This window comes from Sphingomonas turrisvirgatae (assembly GCF_001721295.1).
In the GTDB taxonomy this organism is placed as follows: domain Bacteria; phylum Pseudomonadota; class Alphaproteobacteria; order Sphingomonadales; family Sphingomonadaceae; genus Sphingomonas; species Sphingomonas turrisvirgatae.
The window spans coordinates 132647-149363 of the sequence record NZ_MDDS01000003.1; the positions used below are offsets into that span (position 1 = coordinate 132647).

Genomic DNA, 16717 nt, shown 5'->3' on the forward strand with positions numbered 1-16717 from the left:
TTTTAGGACGCCCGCCGCACCGGCGGCATCGCATTGCAGATGTCCGACCCACCAGCCGGCAGTTCGAAGAATGGCGGCTCGCGGTTTTCTCTTGCCTTCACCCAGGCAGCAAACCGCGCATTGTTCGCCGCGCGATACTCGAACCGCGGCTGGGATGCCTCGGGCAATTCGCTCGCCAGCCGCACGCTGATGATCGGCACGCGCTGGCTCGCCTCCTTGTACAGCCCCAGTCCGCCCTCGGTTCCCCGTGGCAGCGACGAAAGATGCTCAATCCCCTCCAGCACGCGACCGACGATCGCGATGTTGCGGTCGAGGTGCCGCGGCGCGTGTCCGATCACGGCATACAAGTCGCCTCCGCTGCCAGTGCTCGGCTTCAGGTCACGCGCCACCCCGACCATGCCATAACAATGCGGCAGCCACGCCACCATGCCATTGGTCGCCAGCGGCCAGCCATCGGCGCTGTGTCCGGTCGACGTCGAATAAGGATCGATCCTGGTCAGCCGAGTCACCGCGTCATAGCGCGGCCAGTCATATTCGGCCGGCGGCTGCGCAATCACCCCGGCCGGCAACGCCTTCTTCTCGGTCGCATCACCCCATTGCACGACATAATTGTCGTGAACGCGATAGATTGTCTCCCCATCCCACCAGCGCGCACTCGCCAGTTTTCGGATGTTGGCGACATGGACCGGCGCATAGCGTGGCGCTAGCCGGATCACGACCTGCCGCTCGTCGGCAAGTTTCATCACCAACAGCTCAGCCGCCGGGATAGGCTTCCAATCGGCCGGCAGCGGATCGGCGGCTTTGGGTGCGGGCGGAGCGGCTGCGGCCTGAAAGGCCAGCGCGATGAGCGAAGTCAGCATGGCGCGATGCTGACACGCTTGCGGTCGCGCACGCAAGCCACTAGGGCACGCCTTCCAGAGCATGCGGAGCGGTGGCCGAGTGGTCGAAGGCGCTCGCCTGGAAAGTGAGTATACGTCAAAAGCGTATCGAGGGTTCGAATCCCTCCCGCTCCGCCACCCCCTCGAACTACTGCGAACATGTGCGTACGGCCTCAGACGTGTTTTTCGGCTGTTTTACGTGCTTTCTTGCGCGCGCATGCTCGGTGTTTCGTCCGCATCGGTTCGAGATCGGCCGTATCAAACCGCTGCCTGAATTATGACCAAACTTATGGCTTGCTTGGCCGCCAGGTGTCTGCGACATTTGGCTGGAGGCTGCATATGCGGGTCAGGAATCGACTAAATGTCAAGCAGGCAGCTACGTTGACTGGGGTCGGCGTTCACTCAGACGGCGGTGGCCTCTATCTTCGCGTGCGGCCTAGCGGATCGAGGTCCTGGCTGTTCGTATATTCCATCAACGGGCGACGTCGCGAAATGGGCTTAGGCTCGGATTTGGACGTCACGCTTGCCCAGGCGCGCGAGAAAGCTGCCGCAGCGCGCGAAGCAGTGCTTGGAGGCGTAGATCCGCAGAGGGCACGCTTAGCGGCAAAGTCAGCCGCGCCTGAACAGCCGAATATGACCTTCGGCAAGTTCGCGCTCGACCTGCTCGACAGCATTGAGGAAGGCTTCAAGAACGCGAAGCATCGGCAGCAGTGGCGGAACACGCTAGTCACCTACGCCCAGCCATTATTCCAACTACCAATCGACGCTGTTTCGACCAGCGACGTGCTCAGCGTGCTTCAACCCATCTGGCTAACCAAACCCGAGACCGCGTCGCGCGTGCGAGGTCGGATCGAGCGAGTTCTCGACGCCGCCAAAGTGAAAGGACTGCGGTCGGGCGAGAATCCCGCACGTGGTCGCGGCCATCTGGATCTTTTGCTTCCGAAGCGTCCGAAAGAAGATGTGAAACATCATGCTGCCTTGCCCTTTCGCGAGATTGCCAGCTTCTTTCGCCAACTTCGCCTCAGAGAAGGCGTTGCAGCGCGCGCGCTCGAATTCGCTATTTTGACTGCCGCGCGCTCAGGGGAAATTCGGGGCATGACTTGGAACGAGGTCAATCTGGAAGAGCGCCTTTGGAAGGTGCCTGGGAATCGGATGAAGGCTGGCGTAACGCACGAAGTGCCGTTGAGTGACGCTGCAGTTGCCATCTTGACCGCCGCGCGCCCTACCAAGGCCAAGCCCGAGACGCTGGTGTTTCCAGGCGGCCGCGGCAAGATGTCGGATATGACGCTGACCGCCGTTCTCAGGCGGATGAAGCGAGATGACATTACCGTTCACGGATTTCGATCGACATTCCGCGATTGGGCCGGGGAAGTAACCCAATTCGCTCGCGAAGAAATCGAGATGGCCCTTGCGCACACGATCGAGTCCGCAACAGAACGTGCCTATCGGCGTGGCCGCGCGCTCCCCAAGCGGCGGGAACTGATGAAAGCCTGGGGCGAATATTGCTCAGGTACGTCTGGCGTCTCGGTGTCGGTTGGGGCGAACGATCTGGAAGCCGACACTTCCCGTGATGAGCAGCGCGACCCCAGGCCGGGAGGTCCCACGACAGTCCCGAACTAGCCGATTGCCGGCTTTCAACTGCATGCTGCCAGTTGTCGAGTTAGCAGCCTAGGTCGGATGAGCGCCGCTATGGCTGCCCAGGTGAAGCATCAAGTGCATCTCCCGGCCACCGCGGCGCCCCGTGCTTGAACGGCGATGGCTTATCCCACCACTCCTCCTCCAACCTTTGCACGGCAGCAGGATAATCGCCTCTGTGTTCCGTCACGACAGCCGACCAAGCGAGATGCATGGCTATCCAATCTTCGAAGCCTGGCTCAATGACGGCCAAATTCGGCCGTTGACCCGCATGACGCAAAAAAGCGGGCAATGCCGACAATGGTGTGAAGTGGCGGTAGGCGTGCATCAGTCGCAGCGCTGTCCTTTCTCGAAGCGCTGACGACAACATTTTTGGACGGTCAGCGAAGATTACCCTCAGCCCCCGCATGAAGGGGTTGGTTCGAGCCGGCGCGCCACGGGAATCAAGGCGCGCTTCGCGTTGATCGAGAAAATCGCCATCATCGTTATCATAAACCGAGCCGATGAGCGCATACACCTCGCGTTCGAGCCAGCCGATCCTAGCCGGCGAGACGCCTTGCATATCCCAGCCAGCCACCACGCGAACGCACGCCGCTTCAAATGCAGGCTGGTCGATGATCATCTTAATCGCCGCTCCTAGTTGCGATAATAAATCCGTCCGGAAAAAGCCTATTTTCAATGGTTTAGTAAAATAAACCTGTTGCATGCTTCAGTTTCATGGGTAGATCCATTGACCCTCATTTCATGTTGAGGGTGTACGATGCCTTGTCAATTCAGCGAAACCGCGGTGGCGTCGACGGGCCGGTGTGCGCATTGCGCGCTTCTGCCACTGAGCTACTCGATAGCGCAGGTCTGCCAGATCACCTCGCTTGGTCGAACGTCCGTTTTTGAGCTGATTCGACAAAAGCATTTGCAAAAAAGGACTGTCCGAGGTCGAACGCTCGTTCTTGCGGCGAGCGTGCACGCGCTGCTCGGTCTTGACGATCCTCGTTCTTTCAAACGCCCGCATAACAGTGCCTGTGGTGCGCCGGATGAGCTGCCGTGAGCCGGTTGAATATAACCCACCTCAAACCTCTCCCAGAGTATCGTAGAGCGAAATGGGCCGGCACACGTTGGCTCGATTACAGCTTCGACGAAGCTGTAGCTGAAGATCGCGTGAGAGGCCGGGTGCTCGACCTTGCCGGGAGGCGTGCGGTCGATTTGAACGAGCAGGTCTTGCTCCGCCGGCTAACCCGCATCATGATCAACGCACAATCAGAACCGCCAGAAAGCTTGGCCTCGGCAGCATACATGTACGAGGCGAGAGCCCCAATTCTCGATCACCTGACTCGGCTCGTACACGAAGCACAGCATGGTCCCGTGGCTATAGGCGCGCTGATTCCTCCGGGCGCTAAATTCGGGCCGCAGCACCTAGCAGAGGTCGATCCGCGCAAGCTCATGATGCGATTTCGGTCGGAGCTTAACCGCGTCGATGCAGCAGAGGCGGACGGATACCTCTTTGCCACGCTTCACGGCGAATTCTGCCTTTCAACAGGACATTATCATCCGCATCAGCATTTCATAGCGACCGGCCAGATGATTGAAGCGCTGGAGCGCCTACGGTCGCGCGGCAAGTACCAAATTGCCGCAATCAATGCTTCGCCAAGTGGGCGGGATACGCCAGCCCTCCAACTCCGTAAGCTCAACCTGGATGAAGCGCGCTATGCGTTATCATACCTGTTCCAACACTTTTGGCCGGCCCGTTGGTCGGGGCTCTCCGACGATGGCAGAAAGCTGCGCGGCGACCGCCGGCGTATCCCAGAACCTTTCCACTCAGCGTGGCTCGCCTGGATGCACCGACAGCGGCTTCAGGACTTCGCCTTGCTGATGCATCTCGACGTTCGACGCGAAGGGCTAGTCGTCGTTCCACCGAAAAACGCGTACTTCAATGGAGGCGGGATATGATCCCGGTGCTTGGGTTGCATACGATCGGCAGGGTGCTGTGCCCTCCTTATGGTGTACTATGCATACAACACAGCGTCAGCTGCGCACGCGGCTCGATCACGGCCAAGCCACTGACTCCGCGTACCGGTTTCGGGCGGGGATCGGGGGGATGGGGGGAATCTCATCCGGAGCGGCACTATGCGTAAAACGCCAGATCCAGACGACCTCGAGGCGATTTATCGCCGCAAGGTAACTAAGCGCCGGCGGAAGGTGCGGCACACAGTCACGACGGACTTCGAATTTAACGGCGCTCTATCCCAGACGGGAAGGCTCTATGTCGCCATTGAACGTCGGCAGACCAAGCGCAGCAAACCGCCAGGCTCGCCGCGCCTGTTCATACCCCTGCGGATCTATTCAACCCCGTCCGAGGTGGCGAAGCGCATGAACGATGCCAACTTTCTGGTGCCCTACTCCACCTCGGCTGCGGCGGCGATACGGGGGGCATCTCAGGTGCGAGATTTCGATCTGACGCCGCTGGCTGAAGTGGCTGGTTGGAACGACGCCTGTTTCATACTCCGAGACGGTACCTGTCTGGCGCATTGCGAACCAGGCAATTCGGCAGCCGCGGAAGCGGGCGAAGCTGCTTCGTCGGAGGAATTGGCGGATCGAGCCAAGCCCGAGCTGACATTTGATGCGCATTATCGGTCCAACGATACAGCCGGATCGGTCATTGAATGGATGGATGGGTTGTCGGCGCTACTGCAGGACCAGGACATCCTTACCTTGAGCGTTTTGACCAGCTTCGTCGCGCCAATTCTACAGTGGTCCCCAGGATTGGCCAACTTCGGGATTGAGTTGGTGGGACCGGCGGGTTCGGGTAAAACAATCGCTGCCGCTCTAGCAGCATCGGTCTGGGGGGCCCCGCGGCTCGACCTTGGCCTGCTGAACGCTGCCTACATAAACGAGAACTTCGTCGGGCGGCGTCTGCACGGTCACTCCGATCAGCCCGTGATAATAGACGGGATAGATCAGTGGTTCGCCACCGAGACTGATCGTGAGCAAGCGTATAGGCTGCGCTGCTTCGCATCGCTATTTGAGGGCGTAATCGACGATGATCCCCGGCAGCCTCCTCATCACGTCCGCCTAACGGTGATCAGCACGTCGCGCGAACCTCTGGCGGAGCTTTGGAGCAATCCGGCAGAAGCCCGGTCGCGGCTGGCAGACCGGCTCTTAACCATCCCAGTGCCGCGCGGCCGCCCGACCGGCGTTGTAAAATCACTCGTCGAAGGGACCGAGAGCTCGGGCGAGGCGATTGCGCAGCTCGATCAGCTCATTCGCAAACAATATGGCCACGCTGGTCGATGTTTCGTGCGCTTCTTGCTGCGCGAGTTGGCTCGGGACGAGGCAGCCCTCACAGCGAAGATATCGAAGCGGATCAAGAAATTTGTCGCCATGGCGGGCGCCGATATGAATAATGGCGTCGAAGGCCTAGCAGCATACCGCTTCGGGCTAATTTACGCCGCCGGCAGGCTGGCGATCAATGCGGGCGCGTTTCCTACCGGCATCGACATTGCGACCGCCTTGCTGGATTGCTTTCGTCTCCATCTGGGAAAGCTCCAGACGCATTCGTTTGAATCACGACTTCGAAGCCTGCTCTCCCATCCAGATGTTGTCGATCTAGGAGGCGGCCCGCTACCGGAAGTCAGCAAGAAGCAGCGGCGGGGCGCGTTGGCATATAAGCGCAAGCGAAAAGCGGCTTGGGAAATTGCTTTCCGCCCGGAGCACATCACGCGCAGCATCGATGATTGGCCTGCAATCGAGGGTCGGCCCGATGTAGTTGCCCTAAGATTAGTCGAGCAAGAAAAAAACGGTGCTCGGCCGGGACGAAAGCATCTGTGTGTCAAGCGTAGGCTTGGCGCGGGGCGCGATCAAGAACGCGTGATATCGTTTCGGGTGCCGAAGTAGGCGACTATCCAACATGGTATATATTGCGCCCTTCATACCCGAGCGCGGGGGCGGCCGTCGCCGCCCCCGCCGGGGGGTTAACTGTCTGGGTCTGCCATCAGCGCCGTCTCTACGCGGGCTGCTAGCTGAGCCTTGCCGATGAACGTGCCATCGAGCCACAGTGTCTTGCTACCATTCGCCCAGTGAACGTTGCCGCCACCGATATGCCGCATCATGTGTACGCCGTTGGGTTTCGCCTCCCACCGACCGTGAATATCGTAGGCGGCGAGCAGGTCGCGGAGTTCGGCCAGTGTTCCGTGAAACTTCAGCTTCATTGCTAATCCTTCTGACAGACCCATCACTCGGGGTGATGCAGAAGCGATTTACAATGCGCGTGTGCGGCGTTCTGCGATGCCTGCTTTGCGCCCCAATATCGGCCGTTCCGCGCATCCGCCGATGATCCCGAAAGCGGCCGTTCGTTTAGGGTATGGTTGGTATGGCCGAATTTAGGACGAAGTCGTCGAGGCCAAAAGTCAGCCTTCGCCATAAGCCGCCGCTTACCGATCAGCCACAGCGGTTTCATCGACGAGGCGCGGGATGCTCGAACGATGCCCCAAGGATTACTTCGCCACTAGATTCAGGTTCAGCTCACCGCACTGACACCGGACGCTGCCCTTGGGACCACGCTCAGGCGTGACCGAATACATCTGCTCGCAAGTAGAGCACTCAAAAGAGGAGACGAGCGCGCGGAAGGCCGTGACGACGGGAGCGAAGTCGCCTTTTCCGAGGTCCGCCCAGGAGTTGTAGTGCACGCTGGTGTTGACCTGCCATTGATCGACGTTCGTCGCCTGCTTGGCCGCCGTGAAATCTGCCTCGCGCGCGACAATGGCCGCGACGATCTCACTCTGCCCCCACGAGTTCGCAACGTCCTTCGCCTTCTTAATCAGCTTCCCAAACTCGCCGATCGCCGCAGGCATCGTGTCGCCGAGCATGAACTGGGCGTCTCCCCTAAACTCTACCGGCGCGCGCAGCCGATGACAGGCCTCCGCCGCGTAATATTCCAGGAAACGCCGCAGCATGCCGGCGGCCTTGCTGACCTCGTTCAGGACGAGATGGGCGTCGATCTCCTCCCACACCGACGCGTTTGTCCATTCCGTTGGTCCAGTCTCCACCGTCCAAGTCCGGAAGTGAGCCAACCCCTTCGACTTGATGATGCCCTCGGCCCGCATGTGCCGCAGCCACACGTCGTCGTGCGTCGTGAAGATGAATTGCGTATCCGGAAACCGGTCTTTGAGCAGCGTGCAGACCTCGCGGCGGTGGCCCTTGTCGACCGACATGAGCACGTCGTCGAGCACCGCGAACGTGAAACCGGTGCCTAGCAGATGCTTCATCAACGAGAGGTACAGGCACAGCCCCATCCCGTCCTGGTGACCCTCGCTGTGGTAGGCGCCGGGCGGGAACTTGCCCCTTCCGTAGAAATCGACGTCAAACGCTAACTTGCCGATGGAGGGGAGCAGGGCGGCGGTGAAGCCGGACTCGTCGTCGCTGTTGATGACGCGGTAACACTCTGCGAACTCGTCTTGGACCTCCTCGTAGATCCTCTCCAGCGCCTTCGTCGTCGTGTCGCCGAAAATTTCGAACGCCTTGGCAGAGCGCTCCGCCCTCGCCCTGCCGACGGCGAGCGCCTGTCGCGCCCTGCGGAACTGATCGAGCCGCTCCTGCCCGACCGTAAGGAAGTCGCGGGCCGCGTCCTGCATGCTGGGTTCCGGCAGGGCGGCCACCGCCGCGGACACCGTCCCGATCACCGCGTCCAGATCAGGCACGCTGCCGGCGACGCCCAACACCGCCACTGTGTCGTCGATCGGGAGGAACGCCTCCAGCTGCCGGTAGCGACCCAGTAGCACCTGCTTGAAGTCGCCCAGCGCCTTCAGGTCCAATGGCGGCGTGAACCCCTGTGAGTCCGTGATCGTGGCGGCGATCGCCGTCCCGGCCCCCCGGATCAGGTCCAGGATGGGAGCTATGCGCACCTGAATCCCGCGCTTCCGCGCGGAGATAGCCGCGAGGTGGGACAGCTTGCCGCGAAGGTGGGCGACGAAGCCCTCCTCGTCGAACGCCTTGTCGCACACCGGGCAGTGCTCGCCGTCATAGAGATCGAGCGCCGCCGTGAGCAGCCCCTCCTCCTTCACGCCGCTCACCGACGACGGATCGGCGGCCAACTCCGTCAGCGATGCCGCGATCGCCGCGCACTCCGCGGAAACCGTCGAGTCGGTCAGGGCCGCGAGCGCCGCCTGCAGCGCGGCAATATTCTCGACGGCTTGGGCCTTGATGACGCGCGGCCGGGCGCCACCCGTCCCGGTGGTCGCGAGCCCATCGACGAGCGACGTGGTGGCGAGCAGGTCGTCGAGCGGACCGAGCCCCAGTATCGCCCGCCTGGGGTTGACCGCATCGAGTATCGCGGCCTTGCCGGCCTGGGTCAGCCCGAGCGCGGTCCTGAGGAGCTGGGTCGCCTCAGCCTCCGACCGTTCGAGCGGCTTTAGCTCCCTCGCATAGGCGTTCGCGATCTTCTGCAGCACCACCCGCAGCTTCTCGACGTCGCCAAGCTGGAGAAGGGCCTGCACCTCCTTGGCGCGATCGCCCGGCTCAGAAAGCACGAACCGTATGAGCTCGCGTCTCGACAGCACGAACTCGGGATGCGCTTTCACCTGTTCGAAGACCGCAATGACGTCGGGATCGGCCGGTGTGATCGTTGGCGCGTTAAGACTCTTCACCGACCGGTGGATGGATGCCTTCTTGCCGTTCAGCGAAGGAATGGTGACGTCGATCGCGACAGTCGCGAGGTCGGGCTTGTTCTGCGAGTCCACGTGCGGACCGTGCTGCTTTACCGAAAGGTTGCCGGTGCCCCGACCCGACAGGCGGGAGATGTTCCCGGTGAGTCCGAACTCGATCGCGTCGACGATCCCGCTCTTGCCTGTCCCATTCGGCCCGCAGGCGGCAAAGTTCTCGCCGTTGAGCGTCAGCGTCAGGTCGCGGATGCCGCGGAACTCGCGGATCGAGATCTGCTGGATGCGGATCATTGCGTGTCCGGGAAGAGGGTGTTTCGTACAGCCGGCTCAGCGAACACGCCGTCGACCAGCACGAGCTTTCTGAGCTGATCCGCACCCTCGACGAAGTCATCGACCCGCGCGAGTTCGTCGAAGAAGGAGGACAGGACCGCCCCGGCAACGGTCGTCACGCGAATCTGCTCATCCCCGCCTTCAGGCTGTTCCGAAAGTTCCATCCTGTTTCACTCCCCCAAACCGCCCTGCTGGAATGTCCGTAAGATTCATCTGCAGAATGTAGCTTCGAAATGCCTGATCAACCAAGCGACTAGAGGTTCAACCCGTTGGCGACCGCTGATAGATGTGCGTCCCCCTTGATGGCGGCGGACTGGCAGGCGATGCTACGTGATGCGGTTTCACGAAGATGGCCCAGACATCCCGGATTCGTTGATCGGGGCGCGCGAGCTGGGCGAGGTTGTCTTCTTCTGCGGCGCGGGCGTGTCCGCGCCAGCCGGTCTTCCTGACTTCAACGGGCTGGCTGACGACCTGCTGTTTGAGCTGACGGCGCAGGAATCCAAGGAGGCGCGGGAGGCTGGCGAGACGCTCGACCGCGTGTTCACGGTGATGGTCAAGGAGTTTGGCCGCGCCGCGGTCGACCGCGAAATCACGCGCGCTCTCCGCACGCCCCGCAAGGCCGATCTGCGCTTCCACGAGGCCATCATTGCTCTCTCCCGGGGCACCGATGGCGCGGCGAAGATCGTAACCACAAACTTCGACCTGCTCTTCGAGCGGGCCGAGCGCCGGCTCCGCCGCTACGTGCCGCCCGCGCTGCCCGACCTGGTGCAGGCGCAACCTATCGACGGCGTGGTCTACCTCCATGGACGCCTCAACGCAGCGCAGGGGGCAAGCTCGGGCTACGTCATCAGCAGCGCCGACTTCGGCCGGGCCTATCTCGCGGAGGGCTGGGCATCGCGCTTCGTCCGGGAACTGCGTGAGCGTTACACGATCGTGCTGCTGGGTTACTCGGCCAACGACCCGCCGATGCGGTACCTTCTAGAGGGCCTGAACAGTCGCGAGGGACCGGAGCGGTCGCCGATCTATGCGTTCGCCACCGAGGGGAGCTCCGCCAGTGACGAGGCATGGCGCGACAAGGGCGTGACGACCATCCCCTACGCGCCGCGCGACCGGGCCCACGGAGGACTGTGGGACACATTGTTCGCGTGGGCCGAGGCCGCGCGCGACCGCGAGGCGTGGCAGGCGCGTCTGGTGGCGCTCGCCCAGCGCCCACCGGCAGAACTCAGGCCGTTCGAACGGGGGCAGGTCGTTCATCTCGTCGGGTCCAAGGCGGGCGCTGCGGCTTTCGCCTCGGCGGATCCTCCGCCGCCAGCCGAGTGGCTATCCGTGCTGGATGCCAGCCGCCGCTATGCGGAACCAAGCCGGCGGCGATGGGACGACAGCGAGGATGTGGATCCGCTTGACGTGTTCGGTCTGGACGGCGACCCGCCGCGACCGGCGCCGCAGGTCGGCGGCGGTATCGTGCCGCCCGGCGAGGATCCGTTGCGGTGGCGCCCGGGTGACGAGCAGTGGTCGGAGCGGCAGCGCGTCTCGGGCTACCATGCGGAGTGGTCGAGCCAGCTGCCGTCCCGGCTGTATCATCTGGCGCGATGGATCGGGTTGGTCCTGGACCAGCCCGCCGCAGTCTGGTGGGCAGGATACAACCGCCTGCCCCATCCCGGTCTGATGCGTGAGATCGACGCGCGGCTCGACCGTGCGAAGGATCTGCCGGAGCCGGTCGTGCACTTCTGGCGCCGCTATCTCGAGGCTGCCCGCGCGCGTCAGAATGACGTCCACGACTTCAGGCTTTACCAGGCAGCCGACCGACTTGCATCCGAGGGTTGGAGCACTTCGGTGTTGCGCGAGATTGAGCGCGCTCTCGAACCGATTTTTGAGATATCGAGCGCGACGCTGGCCTCGCCGGTTCCGCCGTCCGGCGGATGGGACGTGGTCAGGCTCCGCGACCTTGTCGGGATCAAGGTAACGGTGACGCGCTGGCCCGATGCCAAGCTGGTGCCGCCGCCCGAGGCTCTGCCGCGTCTCGTCGCGATCGTCCGGCGGACCCTAGTGGACATGGCGGAGATGGCGGAAGAGGGGACGCCGTCGTTCCGCCGGACGCCGACGCTCCACCACTCCGGCGACGCGGGCGAATCCCACGGTCACGGGCGGCGGGACGAGCTGTTCCATCGGTTCAGGAAGCTATTCGACTTTCTCTTCGTGCAGAGCCGGGCGCTCGCCCTGCGGGAGGTCGACAACTGGAACAGCAACGACCGCACCTACTTCGCCAAGCTGTTCCTGTATGCGGCTTGGCTCCCGGGGTTGCTCGACCCGGACGTGGTGGCGGAGCGGATCTTGGCGATGCCGGCCGAGGTCTTCTGGGACCCCGAGAGCGCGCGGGAGATGCTCTTCGCACTTCGGGCGAAGTGGTCGCGATTCGGGGCGGGGCAGCGTCGCTCGATAGAGCGACGCATCGCGGCCGGTCCGCCGACTTACGAGGGCGAACCGCACAAGGAGTATCGGGCGCGACGCGGCGCCCGCGCGGCATCCTGGCTGCGATGGCTCGAGCTGAACGGTCGCGCGCTCTCGCCGGCCGGGTCGGCGCAACTCGAGAGGCTGAAGTCCGCCGACCCGCGCTGGTCCGACAGCTGGGCGGCCCACGCTGACGACAGTATGAGCAGCTACGGCGGTGTCATCCACCGCGCCACGGAGCCGCAGGGCCTCGAGAAGGTGCCGGTCTCAGCATTGCTGACGCTGGCCGAGAGCTTGACCACCGACGATCACCGCCAGCTCGTCGACCACCGCCCGTTCGACGGTGTGGTGGAAGTCGCCCCGCTGCGGGCGTTGTCGGCCTTGCGGCTCGTCGCTCGTCGAGGTGAGCACCCGATGCGGTTTTGGCGAAGCCTCGCGTCGAACTGGCCGAAGGAGGCGGATCCGCGGCTGAGCCTGCTGATGGCCCACTCGCTCGCTCGCGTGCCCGATCCGGTCTTCCTGGACTTGAGGTACGACGTCGCGAACTGGGCGTCCAAGTTCGCCGAGGGCTTGATCCGGCATGACCGGAGGACCGGCCTTGCTGCCTTTGATGCCATCGTCGGGCGCTACTTGGCGGCACCCGCACACGCGCTTGAGAGTTCGGTAGGCACAGCCTCGGTCGGCGGCGTTCCAAAGGTCGAGTCCGAATTCTCGATCATGAAGGCGATCAATTCGCCGGGCGGCGACCTGGCGCAGGTGATGATGACCCTGCTGAACCAGCCGAGGCGGCGGAGGGCGATGCCCGCATACGTCGGCTCACGGCTCGACGTGTTGCTCAGGCTGCCGGGCGACGGCGCTGGTCACGCCGCCGCCGTGATTGCTCGGCAGTTCCGATGGCTCGAATATTGGTACCCGGGTTGGGTCGACCACCTCGTTCCGCTCTTCGACCCAGGCCACGCATTGTCCGAGGCCATGTGGCACGGTCTGTCTGGGGATCAGCACCTCCTAAGCGACGCGGTGGGCATCATGCTCAAACCCGCTATGCTGAGGGTCATAGCCGGGGACGCGCTATGGGCACTGGACAAAGAGGCTCGAGTGCAGCTGATCCAGCAGGTCACGAACCTGACCTACCCGCGCGGCGGCCAGGCGGCCATCTCCTATCCCGAGGCACGGCGCGTCCTCATGGCGGTCGACGATCACGAACGGTCGGAAGCGGTCTCGATGCTCGCCCGTTCGATGTCAGGGGAGGGGATGTGGGCGGCCTTCGTCAGGCCTTTCGTGCTCCATGCTTGGCCAAGGCAGCTCCGATATCAGGGCGAGGCGAGCTCGCGCGCCTTCGTGTCGATGGTCGAGGCGGCGGGCGACCGGTTCGAGGAGGTGCTGGATCTAGTCGATGACTATCTCCGGCCCGTCGCACACCTCGACACCTTCGCCTTCCGCATGAAGAAGCACGACGAGGACGGTAAAAATTACAGCGGGCGCTTCCCGGCGGCGACGCTGCGTATGCTGGACAAGCTGGTCGGGACCGATCGGCAGACCGCCCCCTGGAACCTCGGCGAGTTGCTGGAGACGATCGCCGAGGCCGCCCCGGCGCTTAGGCAAAGCGATCCATGGCGCCGCTTAAAGGCACTTACGCATTAACGGCGCAATGACGCTTTCTTTTCTGCACTTCCTGCAGAGTTGTTCGTGGTCCGCAGTCGCAGTTCCTGTGCATGCTTCTCCGAGCTACGTCTGATTTGCTTACTATCGTTTTGGAAAGCAGACAGACCGCTGACGGCACGATTCCAGTCATACTTATTACATGCCGTAACGCCAATCGTTGACAAACCGTAACAAAGTGTGCTATACTCATAGAACACCATGATGGTGTCCATCACACATTGTCGGAGGAGTTATGTCACAGCCCGCAAGGGTGCTGGAGGCGGCTGACGTGCGCCGCCTCATTCGGCACATACGCTGCGCCAGATACCCGTTACGTAATCACGTCATCGTGCTGCTGAGTTTCAAGGCAGGCTTGCGAGCCTGCGAGATCGCCGGTCTCGACTGGTCCATGGTGCTGCGGCCCGACGGCAAGATGGACCGACACATCACTGTAGCACGCCAGATCGCCAAGATGGGCTCAGGCCGGATGATCCCGCTTCATCCTGAGCTGCGATCCGCGTTGGAGCGGCTGCATAGGGACCAGGGCAGCCCGCGACGCGGCGCGATCATCCGCTCAGAACGCGGCTCGCACATGCGGGCGCAGAGCATCGTCAACTGGTTTGCCAGTGTCTACGCCGAGCTAGGCTTCTGCGGCTGCTCGTCACATTCCGGGCGGCGCACCTTCATCACCAAGTCAGCGCGTCTGCTGGGCCGCACCGGCGGCTCGCTCAGGGACGTCCAGGAACTTGCGGGCCATCGCTCGCTTTCGACCACCGAGCGCTACATCGCGGGTGATCGTGTGATCCAGCACAAGCTGGTTCAGCTGGTCTAAGCGGCCAGCCACTTCCCTGCCCCACATCGCTAACACAAGGAGGCCACGCCCATGTCGGGACGTGATGAGAACACGCGCGCCTGCAACATCCAAGCGGAGAACCGCGCTGCGCAGATCGCCGCGCTCAACGACGCATTTCGCGCCGGGGCGTCGAGCGGCACCTTCGCCATCACCCAAGGGGTCATCGCGCTGGGGCGCGGTGCAGTCGTCCAGATCATGGAGCGGGTGCAATCGTTCACGGCGTTTTACACCGACAACGACCCTTACGGCGAGCGCGACTTCGGCGCGTTCGAGTGGCTGGGCCAGCTCATCTACTGGAAGATCGACTATTACGACCGTCAGATGTGGCAGGGCTCGCCCGATCCGGCCGACCCCGCCGTGACCACGCGCGTACTCACCATCATGCTCGCATCGGAGTATTGAGATGGGGCGGCTTCATGCGGCCGCCCGCATCGAACCGCTCGAGCAAGGCGCGCTTGACGGGTTCTGCGGCATCTATGCGGCACTCAACGGACTGCGCCTGGCGCTGGCCGACCATCGGGAGCTCAGCGAAGTTCAGATCGATGCGCTGTTCGCGCGTGCAGTCGAGCTATTGGCGCTGGAAGGCCGGCTGCAGTTCGCGGTGACCTGGGGCATCAGCCAGGGCCGCTGGCGCCGGTTGGTCAATGCCCTCTGTCGCAGCGCCAGCCGCCGCAGCGGCGTGCGGGTCGAAGCGGTGATCATGTTCGCCGCCGGCGCTCGCCCCTCGCGGCGACAGGTGCTGCGCGGCATCGAGGGGGCCATCGACCGGCAGCGTCCGGTCCTACTGTCGCTCAACGGTGAGTATGACCATTTCACCGTCGTGTGCGCTTACACACCGACCCGACTGATCCTGCACGACAGCTACATCTATCACTGGGTCGCCAAGGCGTCGTGCGGCGTCAGCTATGGGCGCGGCAAATGGCGGCACCGCATCGCCACCGCGTCGATCATCGTGCTGGAGGTGCGATCATGATCAAGGATCGACGCGAGGGCTATCTCGATCCCATCACTGTGCCGCCCGAACCGCCGCCCCAGCTGACGCTTGAGCAGTTCCGCGAGCTTGAGGCGGCCATGCTGGCGCGCGGCTATGCCGATCTCATCGCGTGGAGTGAGACGATCAAGCCGCCGCGCGATTGCAGAACGTTCGCCAAGGAAGTGATCTTCGTCATCGCCAACTCCGGGATGAGCTTCCGCATTGCCAACGGCATCTACTGGCGCTGCGTCCGCGCGCTGGCGAAGGGACGCTCATCAGCCGAAGTGTATGGCCACCCGGGCAAGGCCAAGGCGATGGACCATATCTGGCATCACCGGAAGGTCCTGTTTGCGGCCTATCAGATCGCCGACAACAAGCTGGCGTTCTGCGGCACACTGCCGTTCGTCGGCCCGGTGACGCGGCATCACCTCGCCAAGAATTTGGGCGTCAACACGGTCAAGCCCGATGTTCACCTAGCCCGTCTGGCTGCGGCCGAGCATGGCACCGCTTGGGAGCTGTGCGAGCGCTTGGCTGGGCAGACCGGCTACCGTGAAGCGACCATCGACACGATCCTGTGGCGGGCGTGCGCTGACCGCTTCCTCGATTCCCGCACCTATCTGGCGGAGGGTTGGGAAGCAGCATTCAACCCGCGCCCGCCGTGACTTTACGAGTTAGCCGTTTCCATCGGGAATGCGGCATATTGGGCGGCCTTCACCGCGCTGGTTGCCCTTCATACTTGAGCGCGGTAAGTCGAAATTGCGCTGCGTGAAAGCCGCAGCGTGGGGCCTAGTAACCCCTTCTGAAACACCTCGGTCGCCGATCTTCGGAGGCCGGGTGGCATGCGCGCATGTCCAGCCGGCTTGCCGGTAAAGGCGCATGCGCTCGTTGTTTCAGCGGGTTTACTAGCATTCTCTAGCTGAGGTCCCCCACCGCATGGGGGGCGTGCTGGCGATAGTCATTCCATCATAGGGCGGCTTCCTTTTCAAGTCTTGCGCGAGATGCCGATCGACCCGGGGTGCAACAGTCTCTCCGGGGTCGTGCGTTTATCCGGGCAGGCCGGCAGGGACGCACGCCACAATATGGTCGGTTCGTATCGAAGGGTGGAGCTTCAACAACTGAGCCCAGGGTCATCGCTGCCCTAACGTTAGAATCGAAGTCTCCGCTCCCTCCGCCTCCCGGGAGGATCGTACCGTCCGCTTGGCAAGCGGGCGGATCTCGTGGTTAGCTGCGCGCCGCCTGCATCATCTGGCGATGCGGGACGACAGTCTCGGCCTTGAACTGAAAATGCGTGCCGTCACGCCAGATGCCG

14 protein-coding genes and 1 tRNA gene are annotated in these 16717 nt (G+C 62.9%); 9 read left to right on the forward strand and 6 right to left on the reverse strand.

Annotated elements, in window-relative coordinates; translation table 11 throughout:
• Window positions 1–2 precede the first annotated feature (2 nt).
• Complete coding sequence (locus BFL28_RS00680; RefSeq protein ID WP_069318710.1) at window positions 3–860, reverse strand: peptidylprolyl isomerase; 858 nt, start codon at window positions 858–860, stop codon at window positions 3–5.
• 65 nt (window positions 861–925) lie between these two features.
• On the opposite strand from BFL28_RS00680, the gene BFL28_RS00685 reads away from it, so the two are divergent.
• Window positions 926–1016, forward strand: a tRNA-Ser gene (locus tag BFL28_RS00685).
• Between the two features lie 201 nt (window positions 1017–1217).
• Complete coding sequence (locus BFL28_RS00690; protein WP_079246841.1) at window positions 1218–2498, forward strand: tyrosine-type recombinase/integrase; 1281 nt, start codon at window positions 1218–1220, stop codon at window positions 2496–2498.
• A gap of 67 nt (window positions 2499–2565) precedes the next feature.
• Here BFL28_RS00690 and BFL28_RS00695 read toward each other — a convergent pair whose 3' ends face one another.
• On the reverse strand, window positions 2566–3219 hold the full coding sequence (locus tag BFL28_RS00695) for a hypothetical protein (RefSeq protein ID WP_131818559.1): 654 nt from the start codon (window positions 3217–3219) through the stop codon (window positions 2566–2568).
• A gap of 335 nt (window positions 3220–3554) precedes the next feature.
• Between BFL28_RS00695 and BFL28_RS00700 the strand changes: the two genes are divergently transcribed.
• Together BFL28_RS00700 and BFL28_RS00705 are read left to right on the forward strand one after the other, a co-directional pair.
• Complete coding sequence (locus BFL28_RS00700; protein WP_131818560.1) at window positions 3555–4457, forward strand: hypothetical protein; 903 nt, start codon at window positions 3555–3557, stop codon at window positions 4455–4457.
• A gap of 177 nt (window positions 4458–4634) precedes the next feature.
• Complete coding sequence (locus BFL28_RS00705) at window positions 4635–6401, forward strand: DUF927 domain-containing protein (protein WP_069318714.1); 1767 nt, start codon at window positions 4635–4637, stop codon at window positions 6399–6401.
• Between the two features lie 77 nt (window positions 6402–6478).
• Here BFL28_RS00705 and BFL28_RS00710 read toward each other — a convergent pair whose 3' ends face one another.
• From BFL28_RS00710 to BFL28_RS00720, 3 genes are all read right to left on the reverse strand, one after another.
• A complete protein-coding gene (locus BFL28_RS00710; protein ID WP_069318715.1) occupies window positions 6479–6715 on the reverse strand; it encodes a hypothetical protein in 237 nt (78 codons plus the stop codon).
• A 285-nt stretch (window positions 6716–7000) separates the two neighbouring features.
• The gene (locus tag BFL28_RS00715) at window positions 7001–9454 is read right to left on the reverse strand and encodes an AAA family ATPase (protein WP_069318716.1); all 2454 of its coding nucleotides are present in this window, start codon (window positions 9452–9454) and stop codon (window positions 7001–7003) included.
• Window positions 9451–9657, reverse strand: coding sequence for a hypothetical protein (locus BFL28_RS00720; protein ID WP_069318717.1), 207 nt, complete (start codon window positions 9655–9657; stop codon window positions 9451–9453). The genes BFL28_RS00715 and BFL28_RS00720 overlap by 4 nt, the downstream gene beginning before the upstream one ends.
• 169 nt (window positions 9658–9826) lie before the next feature.
• Between BFL28_RS00720 and BFL28_RS00725 the strand changes: the two genes are divergently transcribed.
• Entirely contained in the window at window positions 9827–13582 is a 3756-nt protein-coding gene (locus BFL28_RS00725; protein WP_069318718.1) for an SIR2 family protein, read from the forward strand.
• Here the strand turns inward: BFL28_RS00725 and BFL28_RS21270 are convergent.
• Window positions 13579–13815 (reverse strand): hypothetical protein, encoded by a 237-nt coding sequence (locus BFL28_RS21270; RefSeq protein WP_206599049.1) that lies wholly within the window; start codon window positions 13813–13815, stop codon window positions 13579–13581. The two genes, BFL28_RS00725 and BFL28_RS21270, sit on opposite strands and share 4 nt — an antisense overlap.
• A 20-nt stretch (window positions 13816–13835) precedes the next feature.
• Between BFL28_RS21270 and BFL28_RS00730 the strand changes: the two genes are divergently transcribed.
• The 4 genes from BFL28_RS00730 to BFL28_RS00745 are packed head-to-tail and all read left to right on the forward strand — an operon-like array spanning window position 13836 to window position 16070.
• Window positions 13836–14414, forward strand: a complete 579-nt coding sequence (locus tag BFL28_RS00730; protein WP_069318719.1) for a tyrosine-type recombinase/integrase — start codon at window positions 13836–13838, stop codon at window positions 14412–14414.
• 51 nt (window positions 14415–14465) lie between these two features.
• Complete coding sequence (locus BFL28_RS00735; RefSeq protein ID WP_069318720.1) at window positions 14466–14837, forward strand: DUF3768 domain-containing protein; 372 nt, start codon at window positions 14466–14468, stop codon at window positions 14835–14837.
• Window position 14838: 1 nt separating this feature from the next.
• Complete coding sequence (locus BFL28_RS00740; protein WP_069318721.1) at window positions 14839–15408, forward strand: hypothetical protein; 570 nt, start codon at window positions 14839–14841, stop codon at window positions 15406–15408.
• Complete coding sequence (locus tag BFL28_RS00745) at window positions 15405–16070, forward strand: hypothetical protein (RefSeq protein ID WP_069318722.1); 666 nt, start codon at window positions 15405–15407, stop codon at window positions 16068–16070. Before BFL28_RS00740 ends, BFL28_RS00745 begins: the two co-directional genes overlap by 4 nt.
• Window positions 16071–16717 lie beyond the last annotated feature (647 nt).